The organism is Oceanimonas baumannii, assembly GCF_002245495.1.
GTDB lineage: Bacteria > Pseudomonadota > Gammaproteobacteria > Enterobacterales > Aeromonadaceae > Oceanimonas > Oceanimonas baumannii.
The window spans coordinates 157,076-178,696 of the sequence record NZ_NQJF01000007.1; the positions used below are offsets into that span (position 1 = coordinate 157,076).

The window sequence follows — 21,621 nt, forward strand, 5'->3', positions numbered from 1 at the left end:
AAGGTGTGCTATCAGCCGCGACCTTCGGTAATGGCAGCCACGGCAGCCAGTTCGGCGGCTTCCATTTCCTGCTGTTCCTGACGATCCTGAGCGTCCATCACGGCGTGGTTTACCAGGCCTTCTTCGATTTCGCGCAGGGCAATAACGGTCGGCTTGTCGTTTTCTTCTTCTACCAGGGGATCCTTGCCCTGAGTAGCCAGCTGACGGGCACGACGGGCTGCAACCAGCACCAGATCAAAGCGGTTGCCAACCTGTTCTACGGCATCTTCAACAGTAACGCGGGCCATAACAGACTCCAATGATTAAAAAAGGTGCAAAATTCTAATGGATATTAGCTTATTCCGCCAGTAGCCGGGAAAGCAAGCCTTCGTAGCGGGCAGCCTGCTTACCGGTATTGGCGCGCTCGGCCTCAATCACGGCGCTGAGCTGATTGAGCGCATGCTCAAAATCATCGTTGACCAGCAGGTAATCATACTCATGGTAATGAGACATTTCTGATACCGCCTTGGCCATGCGGCCTTTAATGACGTCGGCGCTGTCCTGCTGGCGGGCATTCAGCCGGCGTTCCAGCTCTTCCCTGCTGGGTGGCAGAATAAAGATGGACTTGGCTCCGGGCGACTGCTCGCGGATCTGGCGGGCACCCTGCCAGTCGATATCGAGCAGAATATCAATGCCCTCTGCCAGCTGCTGATCAATCCATTCCCGGGAGGTGCCATAATAGTTACCGAACACTTCAGCCCATTCGTAAAAGGTACCCCGATCGATCAGGGTTTTAAAATCAGACTTCTCAACAAAGTGATAGTGCACACCGTCTTCTTCGCCCGGGCGAGGGTCGCGGGTCGTGTGTGACACGGATACCTGCAGCCGGCCATCGGTGCTGGGGCGGTCGAGCAGAGCGCGAATCAGGCTGGATTTGCCCGCACCGCTGGGAGAGGAAATAATAAATAGGGTACCGATGTGCGCCATAGTGTTTGCCCGTTCGTGATACGTATCCAGCCACCGGCTGGGATCAGGGGCGGCCAATCCTACCAGAAAGACCCGGATAAAAAAATGGCCGCTGCAAATGCAACGGCCAATCAAAAGTAACTATAGCTTGCTGCGGAAGTGCCCTCCACGCAAATTTCATTATGATCAGCACCTCGCTTCGGCTCTATCAGTTTTTTCCTGCATAAAACTTCGTAATTTCCGAATTATTTTTTCCGCCAAAATGATCGGTAAGCGGTTGATGCCTGTATCGGGTTGATTGAAAATTAATCGTTATTGCACCGGTAAGGACCCGTTACCTGGCCGGTTATGGTGTGCTGAGCGAGCAAATCAGTCGTTGGCCTGCTGATCTTTTTCAGGCGGATCCCGGCGCACCACATCGACCTTGTGCTGCTCTTTGGTCCACTTGCCCTGGGGTTTGTCGATGTACTGGAAATATTCATTGGTAAAACTGCCCTGGCTGCAGGTGTGGCGATACCAGGTGGTGGGTACCTTCTGGTAATCGAGCACCGTGTTGAACACGCCGGGGCCGGTCATGTTATAGACGCCCTGAATGGTGTTTTCCCGTATGTTGGTCAGGATCTGTTCAATCAGCCTGTCCATGTTGGGATTGCCGGGCTTGCTGGCAATAAAGTAGTTGGTCAGCTCGTTGTTCTTGCGAATGATGTACAGCTCTTCGTGCTCCGGGCGGATGGTGTAACCCAGCGGCCACACGGCGTGAGCGTCGATATCGAGATAGACGCCGCCGTATTTTTGCAGCACCAGGACCCGCCAGAAATCTGCCTGGGCGGCACCGATCTGCAGACGGGAATAAGCCTCGAAAATCTCCGGTGAGTAGTTGGCCTGAATAAACTCGGCCCGGGCCTCAGTGATCATGAAGCGGTACTCAAAGGTGGGCGACATGATACGGTTGAACAGGTAGTTCAGGTAGACCGGCAGGGTGGCCTTGTCGGTGTAGTTGGTCTGCCAGATGATGCGCGGTATGGCTCTGTCTGCTCCCTTGATCAGGGCACCGGAACGGGCGGGCAGAGTAAAACGCTTGTTGGGGAAAAAGTAATGAAAAGCGTAGCTCAGTACTTTAGTGATGTTGGCAACGAGCTTGATCAACCGGCTGGCAATAACGATATGTGCCTTCACGGGAACTCCTGACGAATGGAAGAGTGAGAATCTTCGCATGTTAACACGGTGAGGGAGCGGCGTCAGAGGGGGCCTGGGTGGAAATACCCACCGGCAGGAGTACCGGCGGGTGAAGAAGGCTTGCTTACTCTATGTTCTGGATCTGTTCTCTCATCTGCTCGATGAGTACCTTCAGTTCTACTGCGCTGGCGGTGATGTCGGCATTGATGGACTTGGAGCCAAGTGTGTTCGACTCCCGGTTGAATTCCTGCATCATAAAGTCGAGTCGCCGGCCACAGGGGCCGCCTTTCTTGAGGATCTTGCGGGTTTCAGCAATGTGAGCGGTGAGCCGGTCCAGTTCTTCTGCCACATCCACTTTCTGGGCCAGCATGACCATTTCCTGCTCCACCCGTTGGGCGTCCAGTTCAATTTTGGCTTCTTCAAACCGATCCCGCAGGCGCTGACGTTGCCATTCCATGATGGCGGGCATTTGCGCCGAGACCTTGGCAACTTCCTGTTCGATGCCGGTCAGACGCTGTTCGATCAGGGCCTTGAGCTTGTCGCCTTCGCTGGCCCGGGCAGCGAGAAAGTCGTTAATGACCTCCTCCAGGCCCTGCAGCAGGGCCTGACCAATGGCATCCATATCCTGGGCCTGGGTTTCCATCACGCCGGGCCAGCGCAGAATATCCACCGGGTTAAGACGGCCCTTGCCGGCCTTCTCCATCACCCAGGTTGCCCCTTCAATCAATTGTTCGGCCAGTGCCTTGTTAATGTGCAGCTCACCCTGATTTGCCTGGTTGCTTTCAAAGCGCAGGGCGCATTCCACCTTGCCTCGCTGCAGACGGGCGCGCAGTTTTTCTCGCACCATGGGCTCCAGGCCACGAAATTGCTCGGGCAGCCGGGTGTAGGTTTCCAGATAGCGCTGATTAACTGAGCGCAGTTCCCATACGGCGGTGCCCCAGTCCCGTTTGAATTCCTGTCGGGCAAAGGCGGTCATGCTGTGGATCATGTGGTTTCCATGTTGCGTAGAAAGACAATCACAAAGTGTGACACAGCCGGGCTCGGTCGCCAACGATCGGCCGCATGCATTGGGCCAGCGCTTTCTTTATAATGCCACGGTTTGCCCGCCGGGCAGCGCCACTTTGACCTACAGGAGAATACCATGACCGAACGAGCTTCAGGACGAGCGGCGGACGAAATTCGCCCCGTAACCATTACCCCGAACTATACCTGTCATGCGGAAGGCTCCGTACTGGTGGAATTTGGCCATACCAAGGTACTGTGCACCGCCTCGGTCGAGAAGGGTGTGCCCCGCTTTTTGCGTGGTCAGGGCCAGGGCTGGGTGACGGCAGAATATGGCATGCTGCCGCGCTCCACCCACAGCCGCATGGCCCGTGAAGCATCCCGGGGAAAGCAGGGGGGGCGTACCATGGAAATTCAGCGGCTGATCGGCCGCTCGCTGCGGGCAGCCATGGATCTGGAAAAATTGGGTGAATACACCATTACCGTGGACTGTGATGTGATCCAGGCCGATGGTGGCACCCGCACCGCGGCCATTACCGGTGCCTGTGTGGCGCTGGCTCATGCTCTGAACTGGATGAAGGCCGAAGGCATGATAGTGCACAATCCGCTTAAAACCCTGGTGGCGGCTATTTCCGTGGGCATGGTAGAGGGTCAGGCCGTGGCCGATCTGGAATACACCGAAGATTCAAAGGCGGAAACCGACATGAATGTGGTGATGACTGCCGAAGGCAACATGATTGAGGTGCAGGGCACCGCGGAAGGTGCGCCTTTCAGCCACGATGAGCTGCTGGCCATGCTGGCTCTTGCGCGCAAGGCGGTAAATGAGCTGGTGGAACATCAGCGCCGGGTTATTGCCGGCTGAACACGGGACATCCCGTTAACTTATTGAATATATGATATTGCGGAGAGCAGCATGAAAGCGTATCAGCGAGAGTTTATTGAATTTGCCATGAGCAAACAGGTGCTGAAGTTTGGGGAATTCACCCTGAAATCCGGACGCAAGAGCCCTTATTTCTTTAATGCCGGCCTGTTTAACAGCGGTCGCGATCTGGCCCGTCTGGGCCGTTTTTATGCTGCTGCTCTGGTGGATGCAGCGGTGCAGTATGACGTGCTGTTCGGCCCGGCCTACAAGGGAATTCCCATTGCCAGTGCGACAGCAGTGCAGCTGGCTGAAGTGCATGATCAGGATGTACCTTACTGTTTTAACCGTAAGGAAGCCAAGGATCACGGTGAGGGCGGTAACCTGGTGGGCAGCCCGCTGGCCGGCCGCATTATGCTGGTGGACGATGTGATCACCGCCGGCACCGCTATTCGTGAATCCATGGATATTATTCAGGCCAACGGTGCCGAGCTGGCTGGTGTGCTGATTGCCCTGGATCGTCAGGAAAAAGGCAAGGGCGAGTTGTCTGCTATCCAGGAAGTGGAGCGTGACTACCATGCCGAGGTGACGGCCATCATTACCCTGGCGGATTTGATCGAGTATCTGAGCGAGCAGCCGGACATGGGTGAGCATCTGGAGCGGGTGCAGGCTTACCGGGAGCAGTACGGTATTTAATGCAATTGCTGCTGTGAGCGGACGTCACTCTCACGAACACGAAGGCTGGAGTCCAGTGATACTGTCCTGGCCCCGCCTTTTCCGATGACGTGCCTTTGCAGAGATGGCGAGGGTCAGTTTGTGGAGATGGCCTTCGCATCCAATAAAAAAGCCGCTGAAAGCGGCTTTTTTGTAGGGAATGATCGTGCTCAGGCCTGATCTTGCTTGATCAGATGCACGTCCATCTGGGGGAACGGAATGCCGATATTGTTAGCATCCAGTTCATTTTTGATTTTTTCCAGCAGATCGAATTTCAGGGTCCAGTAGTCTTCAGACTTTACCCAGGGGCGCACGATAAAGTCGACAGAAGAGGCACCCAGCTCGTTGACCGCTACGCGGTAGGCAGGATCTTTCAGTACCCGTGGGTCTTCATCAAGAATGCGTGAAAGTACTTCTTTGGTGAGCTTGAGATCGGCGTTGTAGGAAACGCCAATCACCAGATCAAGGCGACGTGTGCTTTCTTTGGAATAATTGACGATTCTGTCGTTCAGTACCTTGGAGTTGGGCACCACAATCATGCGGTTATCGGCGGTCATCAGAATGGTGGTGAAGATCTGCACTGAGTGTACGGTACCGGCGGTGCCGCCAGCTTCAATGTAATCACCGGCCTTAAAGAAGCGAAAGCCAATCAGCAGTACGCCGGCGGCGAAGTTGGACAGTGAACCCTGCAGCGCCAGACCAATCGCCAGACCGGCAGCACCCACCACGGCGACAAAAGAAGCGGTCTGTACCCCTACCCGGCCAAGGGCAGCGATAATGACAAAGGCCAGCAGGCCGTACTTGAGCAGGCTGGTAACGAACTCGGAAATGGTGCTGTCGACTTTACGTGCCTTAAGCACTTTATTTATTCCACCGGTGAGCATGCCCACGGCAATAAAACCGATGATCAGGGTGAGCAAGGCAGCAGCCATATTAACGGTATAGCGAATAATCAGCTCCTGATTGTTCACTACCCAGCTTTGCGCATTGTGCAGCAAGTCGGTATTAAGGAGTTCTGTTTCCATTATCTCGTGCCTCTATTGTTATTAAAGTAAGGTTCATCAGTGAATTATGCGGCTGCCAGCTGCCGGTGAAGCAGCTGCCAGTGACTGTCGAAGTTTTCGGTAGGCTTTTTGCGGAACTGGCTGCGTACATACTGGTTGATACGGCCTTCGACATAGGCCAGTAGCAGATTGGCCAGTACGCCTTCGTTCTCGGCAAACCCCTCACCTTCGTACAGACGGCGTTCGCGCATTACCTGCTTGAGCTGGGTTTCCAGTCGTTCAAACAGTTGATTAATGCGGGCCAGCAGTCGTTCGTGCTCTCCCTGCAGAGCATCGCCGTTCAGCAGCCGGGTAATCCCCGGGTTGCGTTCGCAAAAGCCCAGCACCAGCTGCAGTATGTGGCACAGGCGCAGACTACTGTCTTTTTCATCCTGCAGGATCAGGTTAATACGGGAGAACAGCGCTTCTTCGATAAAATCGATCAGCCCCTCAAACATGCGTGCCTTGCTGGGAAAATGCCGGTAAAGGGCGGCTTCCGACACGCCTACTTCCGCTGCCAGCTTGGCGGTGGTAATGCGCTGTCCCGGGCTGGTTTCCAGCATATGGGCCAGCGCCTGCAGAATTTGTTCTCGTCGGTTCTTTCTGTTTGCAGTGGTATTGGCCATGAATGTATCCGGTTAGTGGCGACCGGAAGAGCCGAAACCGCCTTCTCCCCGCTCGCTTTGATCAAAGTCGTTCACCAGGGTGAACTGTGCCTGTACCACCGGCAGAATGACCAGCTGGGCAATGCGCTCACCGGGCTGGATGGTGAAACTGTCGTTGCCCCGGTTCCAGCAGGAGACCATTAGCTGGCCTTGATAATCAGAGTCGATAAGCCCCACCAGGTTACCCAGCACAATACCGTGTTTATGGCCCAGGCCGGAGCGGGGCAGTATGGTGGCGCACAGGCCCGGATCCTGAATATGAATGGCCAGGCCAGTGGGCAGTAACTGAGTGTCGCCCGGGTTCAGCGTGAGAGGCTCATCCAGACAAGCACGCAGATCCAGGCCGGCAGAGCCGGGAGTAGCATAAGCAGGCAGCGGAAAGTCGGTGCCTACTCTGGGATCGAGAATTTTAAGTTCAATGGGTGTCATGATATCGCTTCGCAATTAATGTCAGTAGTTGTTCCGCCAGGCCGGTTTTATCGGCCAGAGGCAAGTGCTGCAGGCCGCCCTGCCAGAACACGCTCAGTGCATTCTGGTCACTGTTAAAACCACGATCGCTGCCGGATACATCGTTGGCAGCGATCATATCGAGATTTTTGCGCTTGAGTTTATCCAGGGCATATTTTTCCACATCCCGGGTTTCGGCGGCAAACCCCACGGTAAAAGGTTTTTGTTGCAGGGCGGCGACCGCAGCGACGATGTCGGGATTTTTGGTTAACTCCACCACCATATTATCGGCTGATGTCTTCTTGATCTTGTGTGATGCCACGATTTTTGGCGCATAGTCAGCAACGGCGGCGCATGCGATGAAAATGTGCTGCACGTCAATGCCGGCCATGACGGCGTCATACATGTTTTGTGCACTTTCCACATTAATACGTTGCACGCCGGCGGGAGTGGCCAGGCTGACCGGGCCGCTCACCAGGGTTACGTCGGCACCCAGCGCACGGGCCGCAGCGGCCAGCGCAAAGCCCATTTTTCCCGAACTGTGGTTGGAGATGTAGCGTACCGGATCCAGTGCTTCACGGGTGGGGCCGGCAGTCAGCATCAGCTTCAGTCCGGCCAGGGGCTGCACAGCGGGAGCAAAATATTGTTCTATCTTGGCGACCAGAGCCATAGGCTCGAGCATGCGGCCCGGGCCCACATCGCCACAAGCCTGTTCCCCTTTTGCCGGACCCCAGATACAGGCACTCCGGGCTTGCAGGGTGGCCAGGTTGGCCTGGGTGGCCGGGTGGCGGTACATTTGCTGGTTCATGGCTGGTGCCACTGCCAGCGGGGCCGGTGTGGCCAGTGCCACTGTCGTGAGCAGATCATCCGCCAGGCCGGCGGCGACCCGGGCCAGGGTGTTGGCACTGGCTGGTGCAATCAGCAACAAATCGGCCCATTTGGCCAGCTCAATATGGCCCATGCCGGCTTCGGCCGCGGGATCGAGCAGCGTATCGGATACCGGTTCACCGGATACTGCCTGCAGGGTGAGCGGAGTGATAAACTCCTGAGCGGAGGCGGTCATGATGACCCGCACTTCGGCTCCCCGTTCTTTCAGCCGTCGTACCAGCTCGGGCACCTTATAGGCGGCAATGCCCCCGGTAATGCCGATAACAATGCGTTTTCCTGCAACAGACATGGCGGTATCTCCTCGTGTTTCGCCGGCAAGATTATCACAATCATTTCATGCTGTGGTCCTTGGACTAGGCTTAAGCTTTCGGATTCAGATGTGTTGGTTTGGCAGGGAGAAACGGCATGAGCATCAGGGACTGGCCGGAAGATGAGCGTCCGCGGGAAAAACTGCTGAGCCGGGGAGCCGCCAGTCTGTCGGATGCCGAGCTGTTGGCCATTTTTCTGCGAGTGGGTACCAACGGTATGGACGCGGTCACCCTGGCGCGGGTGCTGCTGGAGCAGTTTGGCTCGCTGCGGGAGTTGCTGCAGGCGGATATTCATCAGTTCTGCGCAGGGCCGGGCCTGGGGCCGGCCAAGTTTGTCCAGTTGCAGGCCTGCATGGAGTTGATGCGTCGCTTTCTGGATGAGCGCTTAAAACGCGGACATGCCCTGACCAGCCCGGATCTGACCCGTGAGTTTTTACAGCTCAGGCTCAGGGATCAGCCCCGTGAAGTGTTTGCGCTGTTGTTGCTGGATAATCAGCACCGGGTAATCGAATTTAACGAATTATTTTACGGTACCCTGGATGCGGCGGCGGTGTATCCGAGAGAAATCGTTGCTCTGGCGCTGAAACGAGGTGCCGCCGCCGTCATTTTGGTGCATAATCATCCGTCCGGAGTGGCCGAGCCCAGCCGGGCGGATCGCATGATCACCGAGCGTATACAGGCCGCCCTGGGGCTGCTGGATATTCGCGTGCTGGACCATCTGGTCGTCGGCGATGGCGAAACCGTATCTTTTGCCGAACGTGGCTGGCTTTAAGTCGCCGGGCGTTCGGCTTGTTGTTGATCTCGAGCTGAATTTGCTGTATAAATTGCCGCCTTATTTTGCCCCGACAGACGGCCAATCGGGGTATCATTGCTCGAGCAAAAGTAAGTTTTGGAGAAGACTGACATGTCTAAAGTATGCCAAGTAACTGGTAAGCGGCCAGCTGTTGGTAACAACCGCTCTCACGCGAATAACGCCACCAAGCGTCGCTTCCTGCCCAACCTGCAAACTCACCGTTTCTGGGTTGAGAGCGAAAAGCGTTTTGTAAAACTGCGCATCACCACCAAAGGTATGCGTATTATTGACAAGAAAGGTATCGACAGTGTCCTGGCTGACCTGCGTGCCCGTGGCGAAAAGGTCTAAGGAGATAACCCATGGCTGCTAAAGGTATTCGCGAGAAAATCCGCCTGAACTCCAGCGCCGGTACTGGTCACTTCTACACCACTACCAAGAACAAGCGCAACATGCCCGAAAAAATGGAAATCAAAAAGTTTGATCCCGTTGTTCGCCAGCATGTGATCTACAAAGAAGGCAAAATCAAGTAAGATTTTAACTTCTGTAAAAACCCGGCTCCGGCCGGGTTTTTTTATGCCTGAAGCCCGGGCTATACTGCCGCCGCATTGAGTAAAGAAGGAGATCGTGATGCCGGAACTGCCGGAAGTGGAAGTAAGCAGGTTGGGTATTACGCCTCATCTGCTGGGAGAGTCAGTGATGCGGGTGGTGGTGCGCAATGCCAGCTTGCGCTGGCCGGTGCCGGCAGAGATTCAGGAACTGACCGGGCTGACCGTTACCGGTATTCGACGCCGGGCCAAATATCTGCTGCTGGAAACCGACTGGGGCACGGCCATTCTGCATCTGGGCATGTCCGGTAATCTTAAAGTACTGCCTCACGGCACGCCGGCAGGCAAGCACGATCACGTAGACATCGAGTTTGCCAACGGCAAGTTGCTGCGGTTAAACGATCCCCGCCGCTTTGGCTGTCTGCTGTGGACCCGTGACGCGGTGGAGGAACACCCCCTGCTGGCCAAGCTGGGGCCGGAGCCGCTTACGGATGATTTTGACGGTGACTACCTGTTCCAGCGCAGCCGGGGCCGCAAGAGTGCCGTTAAGCAGTTTATTATGGATAACCATACCGTGGTGGGGGTGGGCAATATCTACGCCAATGAGTCACTGTTTGCGGCGGGTATTCACCCTCAGCGGGAAGCGGGCAGCATCAGCCGGGCGCGTTACCTGAAACTGGCCGAAGACATTAAAACCGTGCTGGCGCGCGCCATCGGCCAGGGCGGCACCACGTTAAAAGACTTTACCGGCAGTGATGGCAAGCCCGGCTATTTTGTGCAGGAACTGCAGGTCTACGGCCGGGCGGAGCAGCCCTGCGTGCATTGCGGCAGCCTGCTCAAAGAAATCCGCATGAATGGCCGCAGCACTGTGTTTTGCGGGCGCTGCCAGCGGTGAAACCCCGTTACTGCCTGTTAAAGCGTGCACACTCGTCGGTCAAAGTGCACTACTTCGCCGGCACGCTGTAAACCCATCCGTGGGGGCTCCGTTGCGCCATCCCTGGCGCAAAGGGCGCGGCGAAGCAGACACCCTTTGCCCTCCTCAGGTGAGCAAGGCGTTGACTGTAAGTCTTCTACAGTTGGCGCAGGAGTTCCTCAAAGCGGCAGCGGGGATTGCCGGAGCCGACCGTCAAATGCCACGGATGGCATTTGCCGAGCGTCCCAAGGATGGGCTTGAAGCGTGTCGGCGGAGTGCAACCGCGCTGCCGCTTTGCGTTGCGGGTCGTTCAAAAGCGAGCGCTTACACCAGCTTCTGTGCGATGGCCTTGCGCACGGCGTCGGGTACGAACTGGCTGATATCGCCGCCATGAATGGCCACTTCCTTCACCAGGGTGGAGGAGATAAAGGAATTTTCTTCCGCCGGCGTTAAAAATACGCTTTCCAGTGTGGGCATCAGCCGGCGGTTCATATTGGCCAGCTGGAACTCATACTCAAAGTCCGATACTGCACGCAGACCCCGCACCAGCACGCTGGCCTGGTATTCCCTGGCAAAGTCCACCAGCAGGCCGGAGAAGCCGACAACGGTGACGTTGCCAAGTTGTTCATGCTCAATCACTTCCTGTACCAAAGCGACCCGCTCTTCCAGCTCGAACATGGGACGCTTGCTGGGGCTGAAGGCAACACCCACAATCACTTCGTCAAACAGCTGGGAAGCGCGCCCGATCAGGTCCAGATGACCGTTGGTGATGGGATCAAAGGTGCCGGGGTAGATGACCCTGATGCTCATGGCGATTCCTTATAAACAAAAGACAGAGAAAAACTTTAAGGTAGAATACCGTAGCATGTGAGCAAGCGGGAGAGTGAAATGATGCGGGTACTGGTGGTTCGTAACGACAAGATCGGCGATTTTATGCTGGCCTGGCCGGCTTTTGCCATGCTGAAAGCCTCTTTCGACTGCCATGTTACCGCTCTGGTGCCAGGCTATACTCGGCCGCTGGCCGAGCTTTGTCCGAGCGTTGATGCCGTGCTGACGGATCCGGGGAAAAGCGGGGATGCCGCCGCGCAGACGGCATTACTCAAGCAACTCAAAGCCGGTCACTTCGATGCTGTGATCTGTCTTTTCTCCAATTTCCGTAATGCCAAGCTGATGTGGCAGGCGGGCATGCCTCAGCGCTGGGCTCCGGCCACCAAGCTGGCTCAGGTACTCTACAACCATAGAGTAAAACAACGCCGCTCCGAGTCCGCCAAGCCGGAATACCAATACAACCTGGATCTGGTGCGGGCGTTTCTTGCCAGCAATGATATAACCCCGGTCGAGCCATCGACACCCTATCTGAGTTTCAACGCTGGTGAACTGGAGGTATTTCGCCGCCAGCAGGCTGAGCAGCTTGGTATTGATGCCGGACGCTCCTGGTTACTGGTGCATGCTGGCAGCGGCGGCTCCGCCAATAACCTGAGTGCGGCGCAGTATGCGGCATTGATCACCCGGTTAAAGGGGCAATACCCGGCCGCACAGCCGGTACTGACTGCAGGACCGGGCGAAGAAGCCCTGGCTGAGGAAGTGGCTGGAATGGCTGGTCAGGAAGCTGTGGTGGCTGGCGGTTTGCCGTTGCCGGACTTTTGCCGGCTGCTGGCCTGTGGCCAGTTGTTTGTGGCCGGCAGCACAGGGCCGCTGCATATTGCCGCAGCCCTGGATGTGCCTACGGTGGGCTTTTTTCCGTTGCGCCGTTCGGCCACACCACTGCGCTGGCGACCATTAAACAGCGAAGGCCGTCATCTGGCGTTTCACCCGCCGGAAGGAGCCGATGCCGAGGACATGCGCAGTGTGGATGTGAACACTGTGGCTGAACGGGTCAGCTCTTGGGCGGTGCCGTTTCTGTCCTGATCCAGAGGTCTGCGTATTTTACAAAGGTGGAGTGGGCTGACAGCAAACTGAGCAGCAGGCCCTGTTTGCCGTCGAGAAAACCGGCTTTCACGATATACATCTTCACAAAGCAGCCGACCCCGTGCAGCAACCCCTGGAGCAGCGAGCTTTTTTTGCCCCGCCGTTGTCGCTGCTCGGCCCAGGCGGAGGCGTATCCCGCGGACTTCACCAGATAATGCTGCAGATCCCGGTAGGTGTAATGGAGCAAATCGCCCCTGAGCGGGACAGTACGGATCCCGGGACCGGTTTCCACTTTTTCATGCACCAGTGCATCGTTATAACCGGTAAGTGCTTTGGGGTAGAGCCGTAACACCCGATCCGGATACCAGCCACAATGACGGATAAAACGGCCGAATACCCATGATAAACGGGCCATGGAATAGACAGTGTTCTCGGCGGGAGCAGCCAGTACTTCCTCTATGCTTGCGCGCAGCTCGGGCGTTACCCGTTCATCAGCATCGACCCACAGTACCCAGTCTGAGTTGACCTTGCTTTGTGCCAGACGGCGCTGAGGACCAAAGCCTGGCCACTGAGCGTTGACAAAGAAGCGGGCACCGGCGGCCTCGGCCACTGCCTGGGTAGCGTCTGTGCTGCCCGAATCCATCACGACAATTTCATCAACCCAGTCCAGGGTGGCAAGACAATCGGCCAGGTTTTCTGCTTCGTTTTTAACAATCAGTACGGCGGCAAGGGTGGGGCGGCTCATGAAGGCTCCTGTAACAAATGAAAGTCCCGGCAGAGACGGTCGAACTGGGTGATTACCTGCTCAATGGTAATGCGTTTCATGGCGTTTGCATCCTTTACCCGGGTGCGCCAGGGTAATTGCGCCGGGGTTTGACCGGTTTCTGCCAGCAGCGCTTCTTCATAGGCGCTGACGACGTAATCCCGGCAATAATAGGGGCCGGTGCGGGCCGGGTTATGATGGGCATACAGTCCCAGCACAGGCGTGCCGGTAAGGGTTGCCATGTGTGCAGGACCTGTATCCGGGGCAACGACCAGGCTGGCTGTGCTAATCAGTGCCATCAGCTCGGAGAGGCTGGTCCGGCCTACCAGGTTTTCATCAATATGAGGGGTAAGCTGCTGAATGCTGGCGGCAAGCTCTTGTTCTGGTTTTGCCGGGCTGCCGATCAGCATGACTTTCATGCCTTGTGCATGAGCATGTTCGGCCAGCGCGGCATAGCCCTCGGCGGTCCAGTTTTTGTAGGCCTTGCTGGCGGCGGGGCAAATCAGCAGCAGCGGGCGGCTGTCTTTGTGCCGGGCGGCCTGGTCCAGGGTGTGAGGAGGCAGGGGCCAGCGCCATTGCGGAGTGAGATCCTGCAGCCCCAGCGCTTTGCCAAAGCTCATAAAGCCATCGGCCACGTGCTCTCCCTCGGCGATGACCTTGAGGTTGGTAAACAGCCACTGGCCGTCTTTGGCGCGTTCCCGCTCAAAGCCCAGGCGATAGTCTGCTCGAATACCCAGGCTGGCAATACTGGCCCGCAGCGCCGCCTGCATATGCAATAAAGCGTCGAACCGGCGACCGCGTAGCTGCTGCCATAAGTGGAGGTAGGCCCGCCAGCCACCGCTTTTATTGAAAGTAATAATCTCAACATCGGGTAACTGATCCAGCAACTGTGCTTCCAGCTTGCCGGTAATCCAGGTGATGCGCGTCTGTGGCCATTGGCGCTGAATGGCTTGCACCAGCGCCACGGCATGGCAGCAGTCGCCAATGGCGGATAAGCGCAGCAAACACAGGGATGCGGGGGCTGATGTAAACACGGCCATAAAGAAACTCTTGTGGATTCCGGACCGAGCATTATGCAAAGCCTTTTCAGCCATGTAAAATTCAGCTTTTCGCTGGGGGGTTGGGAATGGAACGCATTGAGCACGGCTCCGAAATTATCTGGTACGATCCGGAATGTTTCGGCAATTTTCATCGTGATTTCTTTGAAATTGACTACTGGCGCGAGCAGGACGCCATACGCGGCAAGTCGGTAGGGCGCAACACGACCTGGTTTGTGGAAGATGAAGTGGGTCAAAAGGTGCTGCGTCATTACTACCGGGGCGGCATGATTGGCCGGGTGATGGAAGATACCTTCCTGCATGTGGCCGAGTCTAAAAGCCGGGCCATGGCCGAGTTTACCGTGCTGACCAAGCTGTATCGCAAGGGACTACCGGTACCACGCCCTTGTGCTGCACGGATGATTCGCTCCAACTTTGTTTACCGCGCCGATATTATCCTTACCCGCGTTGAAGGTGCACAAGATCTGGTGGCTATCCTGAAAGAGCGTGAGCTGGATACGGAGCAATGGCGCAGCATTGGCCAGACCATTCGCCGTTTCCACAGTGCCGGCCTTTATCACGCCGATCTCAACAGCCATAACGTGCTGCTGGATAATAACGGCAGAAGCTGGCTGATCGATTTCGACAAATGCCACTTTCGCCAGCCCGGCAGCTGGGCCAAAGAAAATATGGAGCGTTTGCTGCGCTCATTCCGCAAAGAGCAGGGCCTGCACCAGGAGTTTCACTGGGAGGAGCAGGACTGGAAAGCACTGTTGCAAGGATATTACAAGGGCAGCTGAGTCCGGATAGCGGACAGGGTGCGCATCAGTGCGCCCTGGTTGGCCTTCACCACAGTCAGGGCGGCGTCACCCATCGTCTGGCGCTGATCTTCATGTTCAAACAGCTGTATCAGCTGTTGCGCCAGCATGTTGCTGTCGGTCACTATTTTTGCGCCACCGGCTTGCCGTAACTCTCGTGTTATATCACTGAAGTTAAAAGTCGAAGGCCCGCTTAATACCGGTTTTCCCAGCGCGGCCGGCTCCAGCAGGTTGTGGCCACCACGTGCAATTAAGCTGCCGCCTACAAAGGCCAGATCTGCCGCCGCCAGCATGACGGGCAATTCACCCATGGTATCGCCCAGGTATACCTGAACGTTTTCCAGAGGTTCTGCCTGAGTGCGGCGAGAGAGCGTGAGGCCCTGGTTCTGCACCAGTGACGCAACCTGGGCGAAACGCTGAGGGTGGCGGGGAACCAGCATCAGCAGGGCATCGGGCAGATGCCACAGCAGGTGCCGGTGCGCCTCAAGCAGTTGCTCGTCTTCACCTTCATGAGTCGAGGCTGCAATCCATACCGGGCGCGCGCGCCCCAGCTGTGCTCTCAGCATGCTGCCCTGTTCGCGTATCGTATGGTCGTAGTCGATATCAAACTTGATCGAGCCCGTGGTGCTCAGGCAATGTTGCGGTACGCCAAGGCTGGCAAAGCGATCTGCGTCATCCTGGTACTGGCAGGCAATATGGCGGATATTTTTTGATAGCAGCCTGAATACACCGTGAAAACGCCGGTACCTTGCGGCCGAACGGGCAGAAAGCCGGGCATTGAGTACCATCACCGGCAGCTTGCGTCTTCCGCAACCAGCCAGCCAGTTGGGCCAGAGTTCGGTTTCCATGATTAACAGGGCTTGCGGCCGAATGCGGTGCAGAAACAGCCCGACTGCCCACGGGAAGTCCAGCGGAGCATAACGATGTTCAACCAGCTCACCCAGCCTTGCTGCCTGATCGGCACCGGTGCGCGTGGTGGTGGTGACCAGTATCGGTAAATCGGGGTATTCAGCCTTGAGCGCTTTAATCAGCGGTGTGGCTGCCACTACTTCACCAACACTGACCGCATGCAGCCACACCGGCCGCTTGCTCTTGGTTGCGGCGGCCCATCCCAGATGCTCCGGCCAGCGCCGGCCAAAACCGGGCTTGCCTTTCTTGGGCCAGTACAGCAGTGCCAGCAACACGGGGCTGAAAATGTGGATGAGCAGGTTGTACATCAGTCGGTAGAACATGAGCATCAGTCAGCAAGCCGGATGAGGGCATCAATTACCCGCTGCGAAGGCAGATCTTTCAGGCATTTGAGATGGCCGAGCGGGCACTCTCGTTTAAAGCAGGGGCGGCATTCAATGTCGGTGTGCACCACCGCCACTTTTTCTGCCAGAGGCGGTGTATATTGAGGCGAAGTCGAGCCATATACACCTACTAACGGCCGCTGCAAGGCGGCGGCTATGTGCATCAGCCCGGAATCATTGGAGACCACGGCCGTACTCAATGCCATCAGATCAATAGCCTGATGTAACGAGGTCTTGCCCGCCAGCACATGGCAGTGTTGCTGCTGGTGGCCCGGCAAATAATGTTTAATGGCTTCTGCCACCGGTATATCCTTGGCAGAGCCAAAAATCCATACCTGCCTGCCCTGTGTGATCTGTTGTTGTGCCACCTCGGCGTAATACTGCTCGGGCCAGCGCTTGGCCGGACCGAATTCGGCACCGGGACACAGGCTCAGCACTGGTCTTGCTGTGCTCAGATTCAGCATGCTCAATGCGTTTTGCTGATTATGTTCATCCACACTGAAGGCTGGCCAGGGTAACGCTGGAATGTCCTGATGGCTGTGCATTTGCTCGCGGGGGTAGGCGAGGGCGTTGTAGCGCTCAACCATCAGCGGAAAGTCCTGCTTGTTGCTGCGGAGGTCGTTGAGCAGGCCGTAACGGGACTCACCCTTCCAGCCTGTGCGTCTTTTGATACCGGCAAACAGCGGGATCAGTGCCGACTTGAGCGAATTGGGCTGAATGATGGCCCAGTGGTAACCTTCCCGGGCCAGCTCCTTGCCCAGGCGATAACGCTCGGCCAGCTTGAAATCACCGTGGCCCAAGGGCATGACAATGGCTTTATCTACTTCGGGCATGCGTTCCAGCAGAGCACAGCACCATACCGGAGCCATGACATGCAGTTCGGCTTCAGGGTTCTGTTGCTTCAGAGTGATGTAGAGGCTCTGGGACATCACCATATCGCCCACCCAGGAAGGGCCTATAACCAGAATTTTCATTGCTCTGACACTTTGTCTTTAATTGTATGAGATTATACAATCATCAGTTGGTTCTCTCCATGGTCATACATAGTGTTTAGACGGCTCACCTCCAAAATACAGCTATTCAGAGATAAATTTCGGCGTCACTTAGGTAAGTTATTGTTTGACAAGGTTTCTGGCGGAGGGGAACTCGTTAACACAAAGCGTGTTCTTGTTATTCGCTGGGATGCGAAAATTGGTGATTCTATTGTTTCTTCCTTTTTCTTTCGTGAGTTAAAGAAACACCATAAAAATATTAAGGTTGATGTCATTACTGCTCCGCATATGGCTGCCATGTATCAGGAATATTTCGGGGTTGATCATGTTTACTGTTGTAAAAAACGGCCGAACTACGGTGAACTTAAAGCGCTGGCACATGAGGTCGGTGCAGTGGATCTGGTGATACATCTTGGTAAACAGCTTAAAATGAAAGATATTTACTTTCTTCGCTGTCTCGGTGCCGGTAACGTAATGGGGATGGATGATGAGCTTGATCTGGTGAATATCAAGCTTGGTCATGCCACCAAGGGACTTCATTTCTCTGAAAAATTTGCTTATGCGCTAAAGTTGCTGGGCGTACCCTATCCTGAACGGAACTATATTATTCCTGAAGATATAGAGCGACAGAAGGTGATAAATAAAGAATGGCCTGATCAACCCGTGGTTTCAATTAATCCTTATGGTAGTGGTAGTGCCAGAAGGCTTAATTTCGACAATGTGTCTATGCTGGTAGGACTGGTCACTAAATATAAACCCGGCTGGAAAGTGTGCCTGATGTCAACACCGGATACAAAAGCAGAAACAGAGCAATGGTGTGATAAACTGGACACAGATAGTGTTTTCACTGTTAAATCCAGTGAGACAATTCAGGATGCCATCGAAATTATTCGCCTTTCCGCTGCGGTCATATCTGTTGATACGGCTATCATCCATATATCCAGTGGTCTTAATAAGCCATTGATTGGGGTTTATAATCCTGATGAAGAAAATTTTTCAGAGTGGCACCCCAATTATGAAAAAGCAAAAGTTATATTTTCCATTAAGAAGGAAGACGGGTGTGAAAATATAAACTGCATCGACCCTAAAGATGTATCATGTATTCTTGATGATGGTTTTTTGTGAATCGATCTAACATGGGAATACCATGTTAGATCTTGGTGTTATAGATTTTTAATAGGGAAAGAATCCAGCAGGGCTTCTTTTGACAGGTTGAAGTCTTTTATACTAGTGTAACTTTCAATGTTTTCCATCAGCTCAGAAAAATGTTTGCTATTTGATATAGCAAAACCTTTTTCATCGGGATTTTTTGTCGTCGAATAATAGTCATTAAATTTAAAGTCGCCGCCGACCAAGCGATCTGAAAGAACAATCCACTTGTTGGGTATGCCATAAGTATCGGCAAGGATTAATCCGTGTAATGAAGATGAAACTATGTGAGAGCACTCCATGAGGTCATCGACAAAGCTCTCGGGGTCTTGCTGGACATCAATTAACTTTATCCCCGGATTTGAGTGTATTGATTCAGGGATCTTATCCTTATCTACATAATGAGCCACTATGCCTACTTTATATTTTTTGTTTGTTTCTGGTTTGTAAACCAGGGGCATAAGAATGGCAGGATCTCCGAGAGGAAGATCACCTAAGTTGATGCCATATTTTTCATTGAGTAACTCGACAGAAAGAGCTCCTCTTAGTGCTTTTATTTTTTTGGGATCTAATTTTTTTGGTAAGTCTTTTCTGCTTATGAATCCAGAGCCCCAGATGTAGCTGGATAATGTGGCTTCATGCATCACACTACCAATGGCTAAAAGGTTGGGTGATCTTCCTTTTTGTCGTTGAATACAGGTGATGTTAAATAACCGGCTTACTAAATATGGATTTAAAATATCACCTACATTTTTTTCTTTACTGAAAAAATAGAGGGATATAGTTCCCCCTTTTTTATAAGCATAATAATCAATTACGCAGCCTAATGTCTTTTTTGTTTTTCTGGAAAGGTACTGTAAATTATATTTTTTGATGTTCATCATGTGCTCTTATTGGTTGAGAGGTTCTATATGAACGCCATAGTCCCTTCCTGGGATGGTGGTTTCAAGGTGGCCAGTATCAATGCAGTTAGGTTCGATGCCATAAGTTCTTAATCTGTGCCATTGGAGATAACCGGTAAGGTAGTCGGCAGGCATTCTGACTGGATGGGCCATTCCTAAAAGTCTCTTTGCACCACTCTGTGATAAAACGTAACCAACTGCACCAATAATGCAGCGTTTGGAATTTTTACTGGGATAGCGGTATCTGGCTAGTTTATATCCTTCTGGCAACTTCTTCTTAATAGGCCAACTTTTTGCTTTTCCATGGAACAGGTACAGCAGCTCAAAGTCTGGGCTCTTTTGGATTGCCGAAGTTAATACCTTTGGTAGGCAGGATAAAAGAAATGCGTCATCTTCCAAAATGATTGCGCTACTCAGACCATTGTCTACTATTTTTTTGTAAACTTTAATATGACTTAATGCACAGGCAATTTCTGAATGATTCATGGTGTGCCCAAACTTTTTTTTGCAAAAGTCCAGGTCAACATTGTTCAATATATTATCTTCCAGCTTGGTGCCATCAACACCTTCAACAAACTCAAATTTAAAGCCAAGGCGGTTCAGCTGTTGAGAAATGAGAGCTCTTCTTTCGTGATGGCGTGGCAGGCTGATAACATAAACATGAGGAAAATCATCTTTTTTCGACATAGTTATTTCTCAATTTTTTCTGAATACATAGTTGCCTTTAATTTTCCGCCACAGACCGAAGACATCGGTGCGGGGAAAGATGGCGATGCGGCGGATCTGATAGCGATCTTCGTGCATGGCCAGGGGGCCGCTGTTGGTAGCCACGGCAAAGGGATAACCCAGCTCTTTGGCCAGCTGTTTACTGTCTTCATTGTGAATGCCGAAGGGGTAGGCAAATGACGTCAGCTTGTGTCCCAGCAGTTGTTCCAGCTGTGTCTTATTTTCCGCTATTTCAATGCGCTGCTGTTCGCGCCCGAGCTGGTCCAGTTTCGGATGGGTCAGGGTATGTCCGCCAAATTCCACCAGACCGGAATTGGCCATTTCTTTTATCTGGGCGGGCGTCATGAGCTCAACGGTTTTTTCGGGATTTTCGGGGTTTTCTACATCCCAGCGGTTAAATGTTTCGCCGGTCACAGCATAGATCACCGCCTTGAAGCCGTACTTTTTCAGCAACGGAAACAGCAGCTCAAAGTTGTCCTTGTAGCCATCGTCCACCGTGATGATGATGTACTTTTTGCCGGCTTCCAGCCGGCTGGCCATGCCTCTGTCTGCAAGCTCGGCAAAGGTGAGGGTTTCATACCCCAGACGCTTCAGCAGCTTAAAGTGCTTCTCCAGCATGTTGACGTGCAGATAGGTGCCATGAACCCCTTTTTCACTGTCATCCCGGATAAAGCGGTGATACATGATGATGGGTATTTCCCGCCGTAGCCGGTGCACGATTACGCTCTGATAGTGGTGTTCCAGCTCATCAGTCACTGCCTGCAGATCATAGGCGGCCCTGACAGTTCCGGCCAGGGTGGCGTTGTTAAAGCAAGTATTCAGCGCGTCGGTGATTCGAACGGGCAGGGCAGCAAAGTCAATATCCAGATCGTTCGGGCCTATATCGCCGAAGTTGCTTGCCATGGCGGCGTCAATGTTCTCGGTTGTCACCAACCCAACGGCCTCGGCCTCGCCCACGGCAAATACCGGGCGCTGCATCAGGATAGCTTCCATGGCTACCCGGCCGGCACCGATCACCAGATCGGAGTGGGCCATCAGCTCGGGCACGTCCTGTACATACCCAAGAAATTCCACCTTATCCTGAAAACGCTGAAAGCGCTCGGGCACCTGCGAGCCAGAGGCGATTTTTACCCGGTAACATTCCAGGTCCAGGCACTGATCCAGCAAGCGATAACACAGCTCGCCCTTGGGCCCGGTGAGTCGGCCGATAATGCTTATCACCGGTTTATGATTGTCTGGTGCCGGCATCGGCTGGTAGTGCTCGGTGTCGATACCGTTACGGCCAATGGCAATCAACTCGGGAGAGACACGGAGTCCGGTCACCAGCTGCTCCCGAACTGCTTCGCATACCGCCAGGGCGCGGTCACCCAGAGCGTGAAAGTTCTTGCGGGAGGCATGCACAGGCTGACGACCATGCACCGTGGTGAGCATGGGGGTGCCGGTGAGCTTGCAGGCAATATAACAGCTCCAGCTTGAGGCGCGGCTATGGGCATGCACCAGCTGAATACGGTGTTTCTTAATCAGGTAAACCAGGTAGCATACATGCCAGAAGCGGCGGGGAATGCTGCGTTTGTTAAAACGCAGCATGAAAAACTCCCCTTGGTGCGGCTTGGTCAGGGTGTCGGAAACATAAAACACCCGGTGACCGCGAGCGGTAAGCGCGTCGCCCACCGTGGTGGCGTATACCTCTGCGCCGGTTACCTCGAGCTGAGACAACGCCATCAGAATGTTCATGG

At 54.3% G+C, this 21,621-nt stretch carries 25 protein-coding genes; 9 read left to right on the forward strand and 16 right to left on the reverse strand.

Going from position 1 to position 21,621, the window contains the following annotated elements; all coding sequences use genetic code 11:
* Window positions 1-11: 11 nt before the first annotated feature.
* From rpoZ to B6S09_RS09800, 4 genes are all read right to left on the reverse strand, one after another.
* Window positions 12-287 carry a DNA-directed RNA polymerase subunit omega gene (rpoZ, locus tag B6S09_RS09785; protein ID WP_094278314.1) on the reverse strand — a complete coding sequence of 92 codons (276 nt, stop codon included), beginning with the start codon at window positions 285-287 and terminating at the stop codon, window positions 12-14.
* Between the two features lie 49 nt (window positions 288-336).
* Entirely contained in the window at window positions 337-966 is a 630-nt protein-coding gene (gene gmk / locus B6S09_RS09790) for a guanylate kinase (RefSeq protein ID WP_094278391.1), read from the reverse strand.
* Between the two features lie 348 nt (window positions 967-1,314).
* Window positions 1,315-2,121: a glycosyltransferase family 32 protein gene (locus B6S09_RS09795; RefSeq protein ID WP_094278315.1), complete on the reverse strand. Its 807-nt coding sequence runs from the start codon at window positions 2,119-2,121 to the stop codon at window positions 1,315-1,317.
* Between the two features lie 124 nt (window positions 2,122-2,245).
* Window positions 2,246-3,109, reverse strand: coding sequence for a YicC/YloC family endoribonuclease (locus B6S09_RS09800; protein ID WP_094278316.1), 864 nt, complete (start codon window positions 3,107-3,109; stop codon window positions 2,246-2,248).
* 153 nt (window positions 3,110-3,262) lie between these two features.
* Between B6S09_RS09800 and rph the strand changes: the two genes are divergently transcribed.
* Window positions 3,263-3,985, forward strand: a complete 723-nt coding sequence (gene rph, locus B6S09_RS09805; protein ID WP_094278317.1) for a ribonuclease PH — start codon at window positions 3,263-3,265, stop codon at window positions 3,983-3,985.
* 51 nt (window positions 3,986-4,036) lie between these two features.
* Window positions 4,037-4,678: an orotate phosphoribosyltransferase gene (gene pyrE, locus B6S09_RS09810; protein ID WP_094278318.1), complete on the forward strand. Its 642-nt coding sequence runs from the start codon at window positions 4,037-4,039 to the stop codon at window positions 4,676-4,678.
* Between the two features lie 188 nt (window positions 4,679-4,866).
* On the opposite strand, the gene mscS is transcribed toward pyrE, so the two are convergent.
* From mscS to coaBC, 4 genes are read right to left on the reverse strand one after another with little or no spacing between them, the layout of a single operon-like run.
* On the reverse strand, window positions 4,867-5,721 hold the full coding sequence (mscS, locus tag B6S09_RS09815) for a small-conductance mechanosensitive channel MscS (RefSeq protein WP_094278319.1): 855 nt from the start codon (window positions 5,719-5,721) through the stop codon (window positions 4,867-4,869).
* A 44-nt stretch (window positions 5,722-5,765) separates the two neighbouring features.
* Window positions 5,766-6,365: a nucleoid occlusion factor SlmA gene (gene slmA / locus B6S09_RS09820; RefSeq protein ID WP_094278320.1), complete on the reverse strand. Its 600-nt coding sequence runs from the start codon at window positions 6,363-6,365 to the stop codon at window positions 5,766-5,768.
* Window positions 6,366-6,377: 12 nt separating this feature from the next.
* Window positions 6,378-6,836 (reverse strand): dUTP diphosphatase, encoded by a 459-nt coding sequence (gene dut, locus B6S09_RS09825; protein ID WP_094278392.1) that lies wholly within the window; start codon window positions 6,834-6,836, stop codon window positions 6,378-6,380.
* Window positions 6,820-8,028, reverse strand: coding sequence for a bifunctional phosphopantothenoylcysteine decarboxylase/phosphopantothenate--cysteine ligase CoaBC (coaBC, locus tag B6S09_RS09830; RefSeq protein ID WP_094278321.1), 1,209 nt, complete (start codon window positions 8,026-8,028; stop codon window positions 6,820-6,822). Before coaBC ends, dut begins: the two co-directional genes overlap by 17 nt.
* A 116-nt stretch (window positions 8,029-8,144) precedes the next feature.
* On the opposite strand from coaBC, the gene radC reads away from it, so the two are divergent.
* The 4 genes from radC (at window position 8,145) to mutM (ending at window position 10,280) form a co-directional block, all read left to right on the forward strand.
* Window positions 8,145-8,819 carry a RadC family protein gene (gene radC, locus B6S09_RS09835; protein WP_094278322.1) on the forward strand — a complete coding sequence of 225 codons (675 nt, stop codon included), beginning with the start codon at window positions 8,145-8,147 and terminating at the stop codon, window positions 8,817-8,819.
* A 132-nt stretch (window positions 8,820-8,951) separates the two neighbouring features.
* Window positions 8,952-9,188, forward strand: a complete 237-nt coding sequence (gene rpmB / locus B6S09_RS09840) for a 50S ribosomal protein L28 (RefSeq protein WP_014291125.1) — start codon at window positions 8,952-8,954, stop codon at window positions 9,186-9,188.
* A gap of 11 nt (window positions 9,189-9,199) precedes the next feature.
* A complete protein-coding gene (gene rpmG, locus B6S09_RS09845) occupies window positions 9,200-9,370 on the forward strand; it encodes a 50S ribosomal protein L33 (protein ID WP_019934506.1) in 171 nt (56 codons plus the stop codon).
* A 97-nt stretch (window positions 9,371-9,467) separates the two neighbouring features.
* Window positions 9,468-10,280: a bifunctional DNA-formamidopyrimidine glycosylase/DNA-(apurinic or apyrimidinic site) lyase gene (gene mutM, locus B6S09_RS09850; RefSeq protein ID WP_094278323.1), complete on the forward strand. Its 813-nt coding sequence runs from the start codon at window positions 9,468-9,470 to the stop codon at window positions 10,278-10,280.
* Window positions 10,281-10,622: 342 nt separating this feature from the next.
* Here the strand turns inward: mutM and coaD are convergent, their stop codons facing one another.
* Window positions 10,623-11,108 (reverse strand): pantetheine-phosphate adenylyltransferase, encoded by a 486-nt coding sequence (gene coaD, locus B6S09_RS09855; protein WP_094278324.1) that lies wholly within the window; start codon window positions 11,106-11,108, stop codon window positions 10,623-10,625.
* A 78-nt stretch (window positions 11,109-11,186) separates the two neighbouring features.
* Between coaD and B6S09_RS09860 the strand changes: the two genes are divergently transcribed.
* On the forward strand, window positions 11,187-12,206 hold the full coding sequence (locus tag B6S09_RS09860; protein WP_094278325.1) for a glycosyltransferase family 9 protein: 1,020 nt from the start codon (window positions 11,187-11,189) through the stop codon (window positions 12,204-12,206).
* On the opposite strand, the gene B6S09_RS09865 is transcribed toward B6S09_RS09860, so the two are convergent.
* Window positions 12,175-12,951: a glycosyltransferase family 2 protein gene (locus B6S09_RS09865; RefSeq protein WP_094278326.1), complete on the reverse strand. Its 777-nt coding sequence runs from the start codon at window positions 12,949-12,951 to the stop codon at window positions 12,175-12,177. The two genes, B6S09_RS09860 and B6S09_RS09865, sit on opposite strands and share 32 nt — an antisense overlap.
* A complete protein-coding gene (locus B6S09_RS09870; RefSeq protein ID WP_094278327.1) occupies window positions 12,948-14,009 on the reverse strand; it encodes a glycosyltransferase family 9 protein in 1,062 nt (353 codons plus the stop codon). The genes B6S09_RS09865 and B6S09_RS09870 overlap by 4 nt, the downstream gene beginning before the upstream one ends.
* Window positions 14,010-14,095: 86 nt before the next feature.
* On the opposite strand from B6S09_RS09870, the gene B6S09_RS09875 reads away from it, so the two are divergent.
* On the forward strand, window positions 14,096-14,806 hold the full coding sequence (locus B6S09_RS09875; protein WP_094278328.1) for a 3-deoxy-D-manno-octulosonic acid kinase: 711 nt from the start codon (window positions 14,096-14,098) through the stop codon (window positions 14,804-14,806).
* Here the strand turns inward: B6S09_RS09875 and waaA are convergent.
* Window positions 14,791-16,056, reverse strand: a complete 1,266-nt coding sequence (gene waaA, locus B6S09_RS09880; protein ID WP_094278393.1) for a lipid IV(A) 3-deoxy-D-manno-octulosonic acid transferase — start codon at window positions 16,054-16,056, stop codon at window positions 14,791-14,793. The genes B6S09_RS09875 and waaA overlap by 16 nt on opposite strands.
* A 5-nt stretch (window positions 16,057-16,061) precedes the next feature.
* On the reverse strand, window positions 16,062-17,090 hold the full coding sequence (waaF, locus tag B6S09_RS09885) for a lipopolysaccharide heptosyltransferase II (RefSeq protein ID WP_094278329.1): 1,029 nt from the start codon (window positions 17,088-17,090) through the stop codon (window positions 16,062-16,064).
* Window positions 17,091-17,231: 141 nt separating this feature from the next.
* Here waaF and B6S09_RS09890 point away from each other — a divergent pair, with 141 nt between their 5' ends.
* Window positions 17,232-18,233 carry a glycosyltransferase family 9 protein gene (locus tag B6S09_RS09890; RefSeq protein ID WP_134113984.1) on the forward strand — a complete coding sequence of 334 codons (1,002 nt, stop codon included), beginning with the start codon at window positions 17,232-17,234 and terminating at the stop codon, window positions 18,231-18,233.
* 38 nt (window positions 18,234-18,271) lie between these two features.
* Here the strand turns inward: B6S09_RS09890 and B6S09_RS09895 are convergent, their stop codons facing one another.
* The 3 genes from B6S09_RS09895 to B6S09_RS09905 are packed head-to-tail and all read right to left on the reverse strand — an operon-like array spanning window position 18,272 to window position 21,619.
* Window positions 18,272-19,141: a polysaccharide pyruvyl transferase family protein gene (locus B6S09_RS09895; protein WP_094278331.1), complete on the reverse strand. Its 870-nt coding sequence runs from the start codon at window positions 19,139-19,141 to the stop codon at window positions 18,272-18,274.
* Window positions 19,142-19,147: 6 nt separating this feature from the next.
* Window positions 19,148-19,846, reverse strand: a complete 699-nt coding sequence (locus B6S09_RS09900; RefSeq protein ID WP_094278332.1) for a glycosyltransferase family 25 protein — start codon at window positions 19,844-19,846, stop codon at window positions 19,148-19,150.
* Between the two features lie 9 nt (window positions 19,847-19,855).
* Window positions 19,856-21,619 carry a bifunctional glycosyltransferase family 4 protein/polysaccharide deacetylase gene (locus B6S09_RS09905; protein ID WP_094278333.1) on the reverse strand — a complete coding sequence of 588 codons (1,764 nt, stop codon included), beginning with the start codon at window positions 21,617-21,619 and terminating at the stop codon, window positions 19,856-19,858.
* Window positions 21,620-21,621 lie beyond the last annotated feature (2 nt).

What these genes read in the sequence shown, in the direction of transcription:
- gmk (WP_094278391.1), bottom strand. Translation starts at nt 966, where the DNA reads ATGGCGCACATCGGTACCCTATTTATTATTTCCTCTCCCAGCGGTGCG.
- B6S09_RS09860 (WP_094278325.1), top strand. Translation starts at nt 11,187, where the DNA reads ATGATGCGGGTACTGGTGGTTCGTAACGACAAGATCGGCGATTTTATG.
- rpoZ (WP_094278314.1), bottom strand. Translation starts at nt 287, where the DNA reads ATGGCCCGCGTTACTGTTGAAGATGCCGTAGAACAGGTTGGCAACCGC.
- waaA (WP_094278393.1), bottom strand. Translation starts at nt 16,056, where the DNA reads ATGTTCTACCGACTGATGTACAACCTGCTCATCCACATTTTCAGCCCC.
- coaBC (WP_094278321.1), bottom strand. Translation starts at nt 8,028, where the DNA reads ATGTCTGTTGCAGGAAAACGCATTGTTATCGGCATTACCGGGGGCATT.
- mutM (WP_094278323.1), top strand. Translation starts at nt 9,468, where the DNA reads ATGCCGGAACTGCCGGAAGTGGAAGTAAGCAGGTTGGGTATTACGCCT.
- B6S09_RS09800 (WP_094278316.1), bottom strand. Translation starts at nt 3,109, where the DNA reads ATGATCCACAGCATGACCGCCTTTGCCCGACAGGAATTCAAACGGGAC.
- coaD (WP_094278324.1), bottom strand. Translation starts at nt 11,108, where the DNA reads ATGAGCATCAGGGTCATCTACCCCGGCACCTTTGATCCCATCACCAAC.
- slmA (WP_094278320.1), bottom strand. Translation starts at nt 6,365, where the DNA reads ATGGCCAATACCACTGCAAACAGAAAGAACCGACGAGAACAAATTCTG.
- rpmB (WP_014291125.1), top strand. Translation starts at nt 8,952, where the DNA reads ATGTCTAAAGTATGCCAAGTAACTGGTAAGCGGCCAGCTGTTGGTAAC.
- B6S09_RS09900 (WP_094278332.1), bottom strand. Translation starts at nt 19,846, where the DNA reads ATGTCGAAAAAAGATGATTTTCCTCATGTTTATGTTATCAGCCTGCCA.
- B6S09_RS09870 (WP_094278327.1), bottom strand. Translation starts at nt 14,009, where the DNA reads ATGGCCGTGTTTACATCAGCCCCCGCATCCCTGTGTTTGCTGCGCTTA.
- waaF (WP_094278329.1), bottom strand. Translation starts at nt 17,090, where the DNA reads ATGAAAATTCTGGTTATAGGCCCTTCCTGGGTGGGCGATATGGTGATG.
- radC (WP_094278322.1), top strand. Translation starts at nt 8,145, where the DNA reads ATGAGCATCAGGGACTGGCCGGAAGATGAGCGTCCGCGGGAAAAACTG.
- B6S09_RS09875 (WP_094278328.1), top strand. Translation starts at nt 14,096, where the DNA reads ATGGAACGCATTGAGCACGGCTCCGAAATTATCTGGTACGATCCGGAA.
- pyrE (WP_094278318.1), top strand. Translation starts at nt 4,037, where the DNA reads ATGAAAGCGTATCAGCGAGAGTTTATTGAATTTGCCATGAGCAAACAG.
- rph (WP_094278317.1), top strand. Translation starts at nt 3,263, where the DNA reads ATGACCGAACGAGCTTCAGGACGAGCGGCGGACGAAATTCGCCCCGTA.
- B6S09_RS09905 (WP_094278333.1), bottom strand. Translation starts at nt 21,619, where the DNA reads ATGAACATTCTGATGGCGTTGTCTCAGCTCGAGGTAACCGGCGCAGAG.
- rpmG (WP_019934506.1), top strand. Translation starts at nt 9,200, where the DNA reads ATGGCTGCTAAAGGTATTCGCGAGAAAATCCGCCTGAACTCCAGCGCC.
- mscS (WP_094278319.1), bottom strand. Translation starts at nt 5,721, where the DNA reads ATGGAAACAGAACTCCTTAATACCGACTTGCTGCACAATGCGCAAAGC.
- B6S09_RS09865 (WP_094278326.1), bottom strand. Translation starts at nt 12,951, where the DNA reads ATGAGCCGCCCCACCCTTGCCGCCGTACTGATTGTTAAAAACGAAGCA.
- B6S09_RS09895 (WP_094278331.1), bottom strand. Translation starts at nt 19,141, where the DNA reads ATGATGAACATCAAAAAATATAATTTACAGTACCTTTCCAGAAAAACA.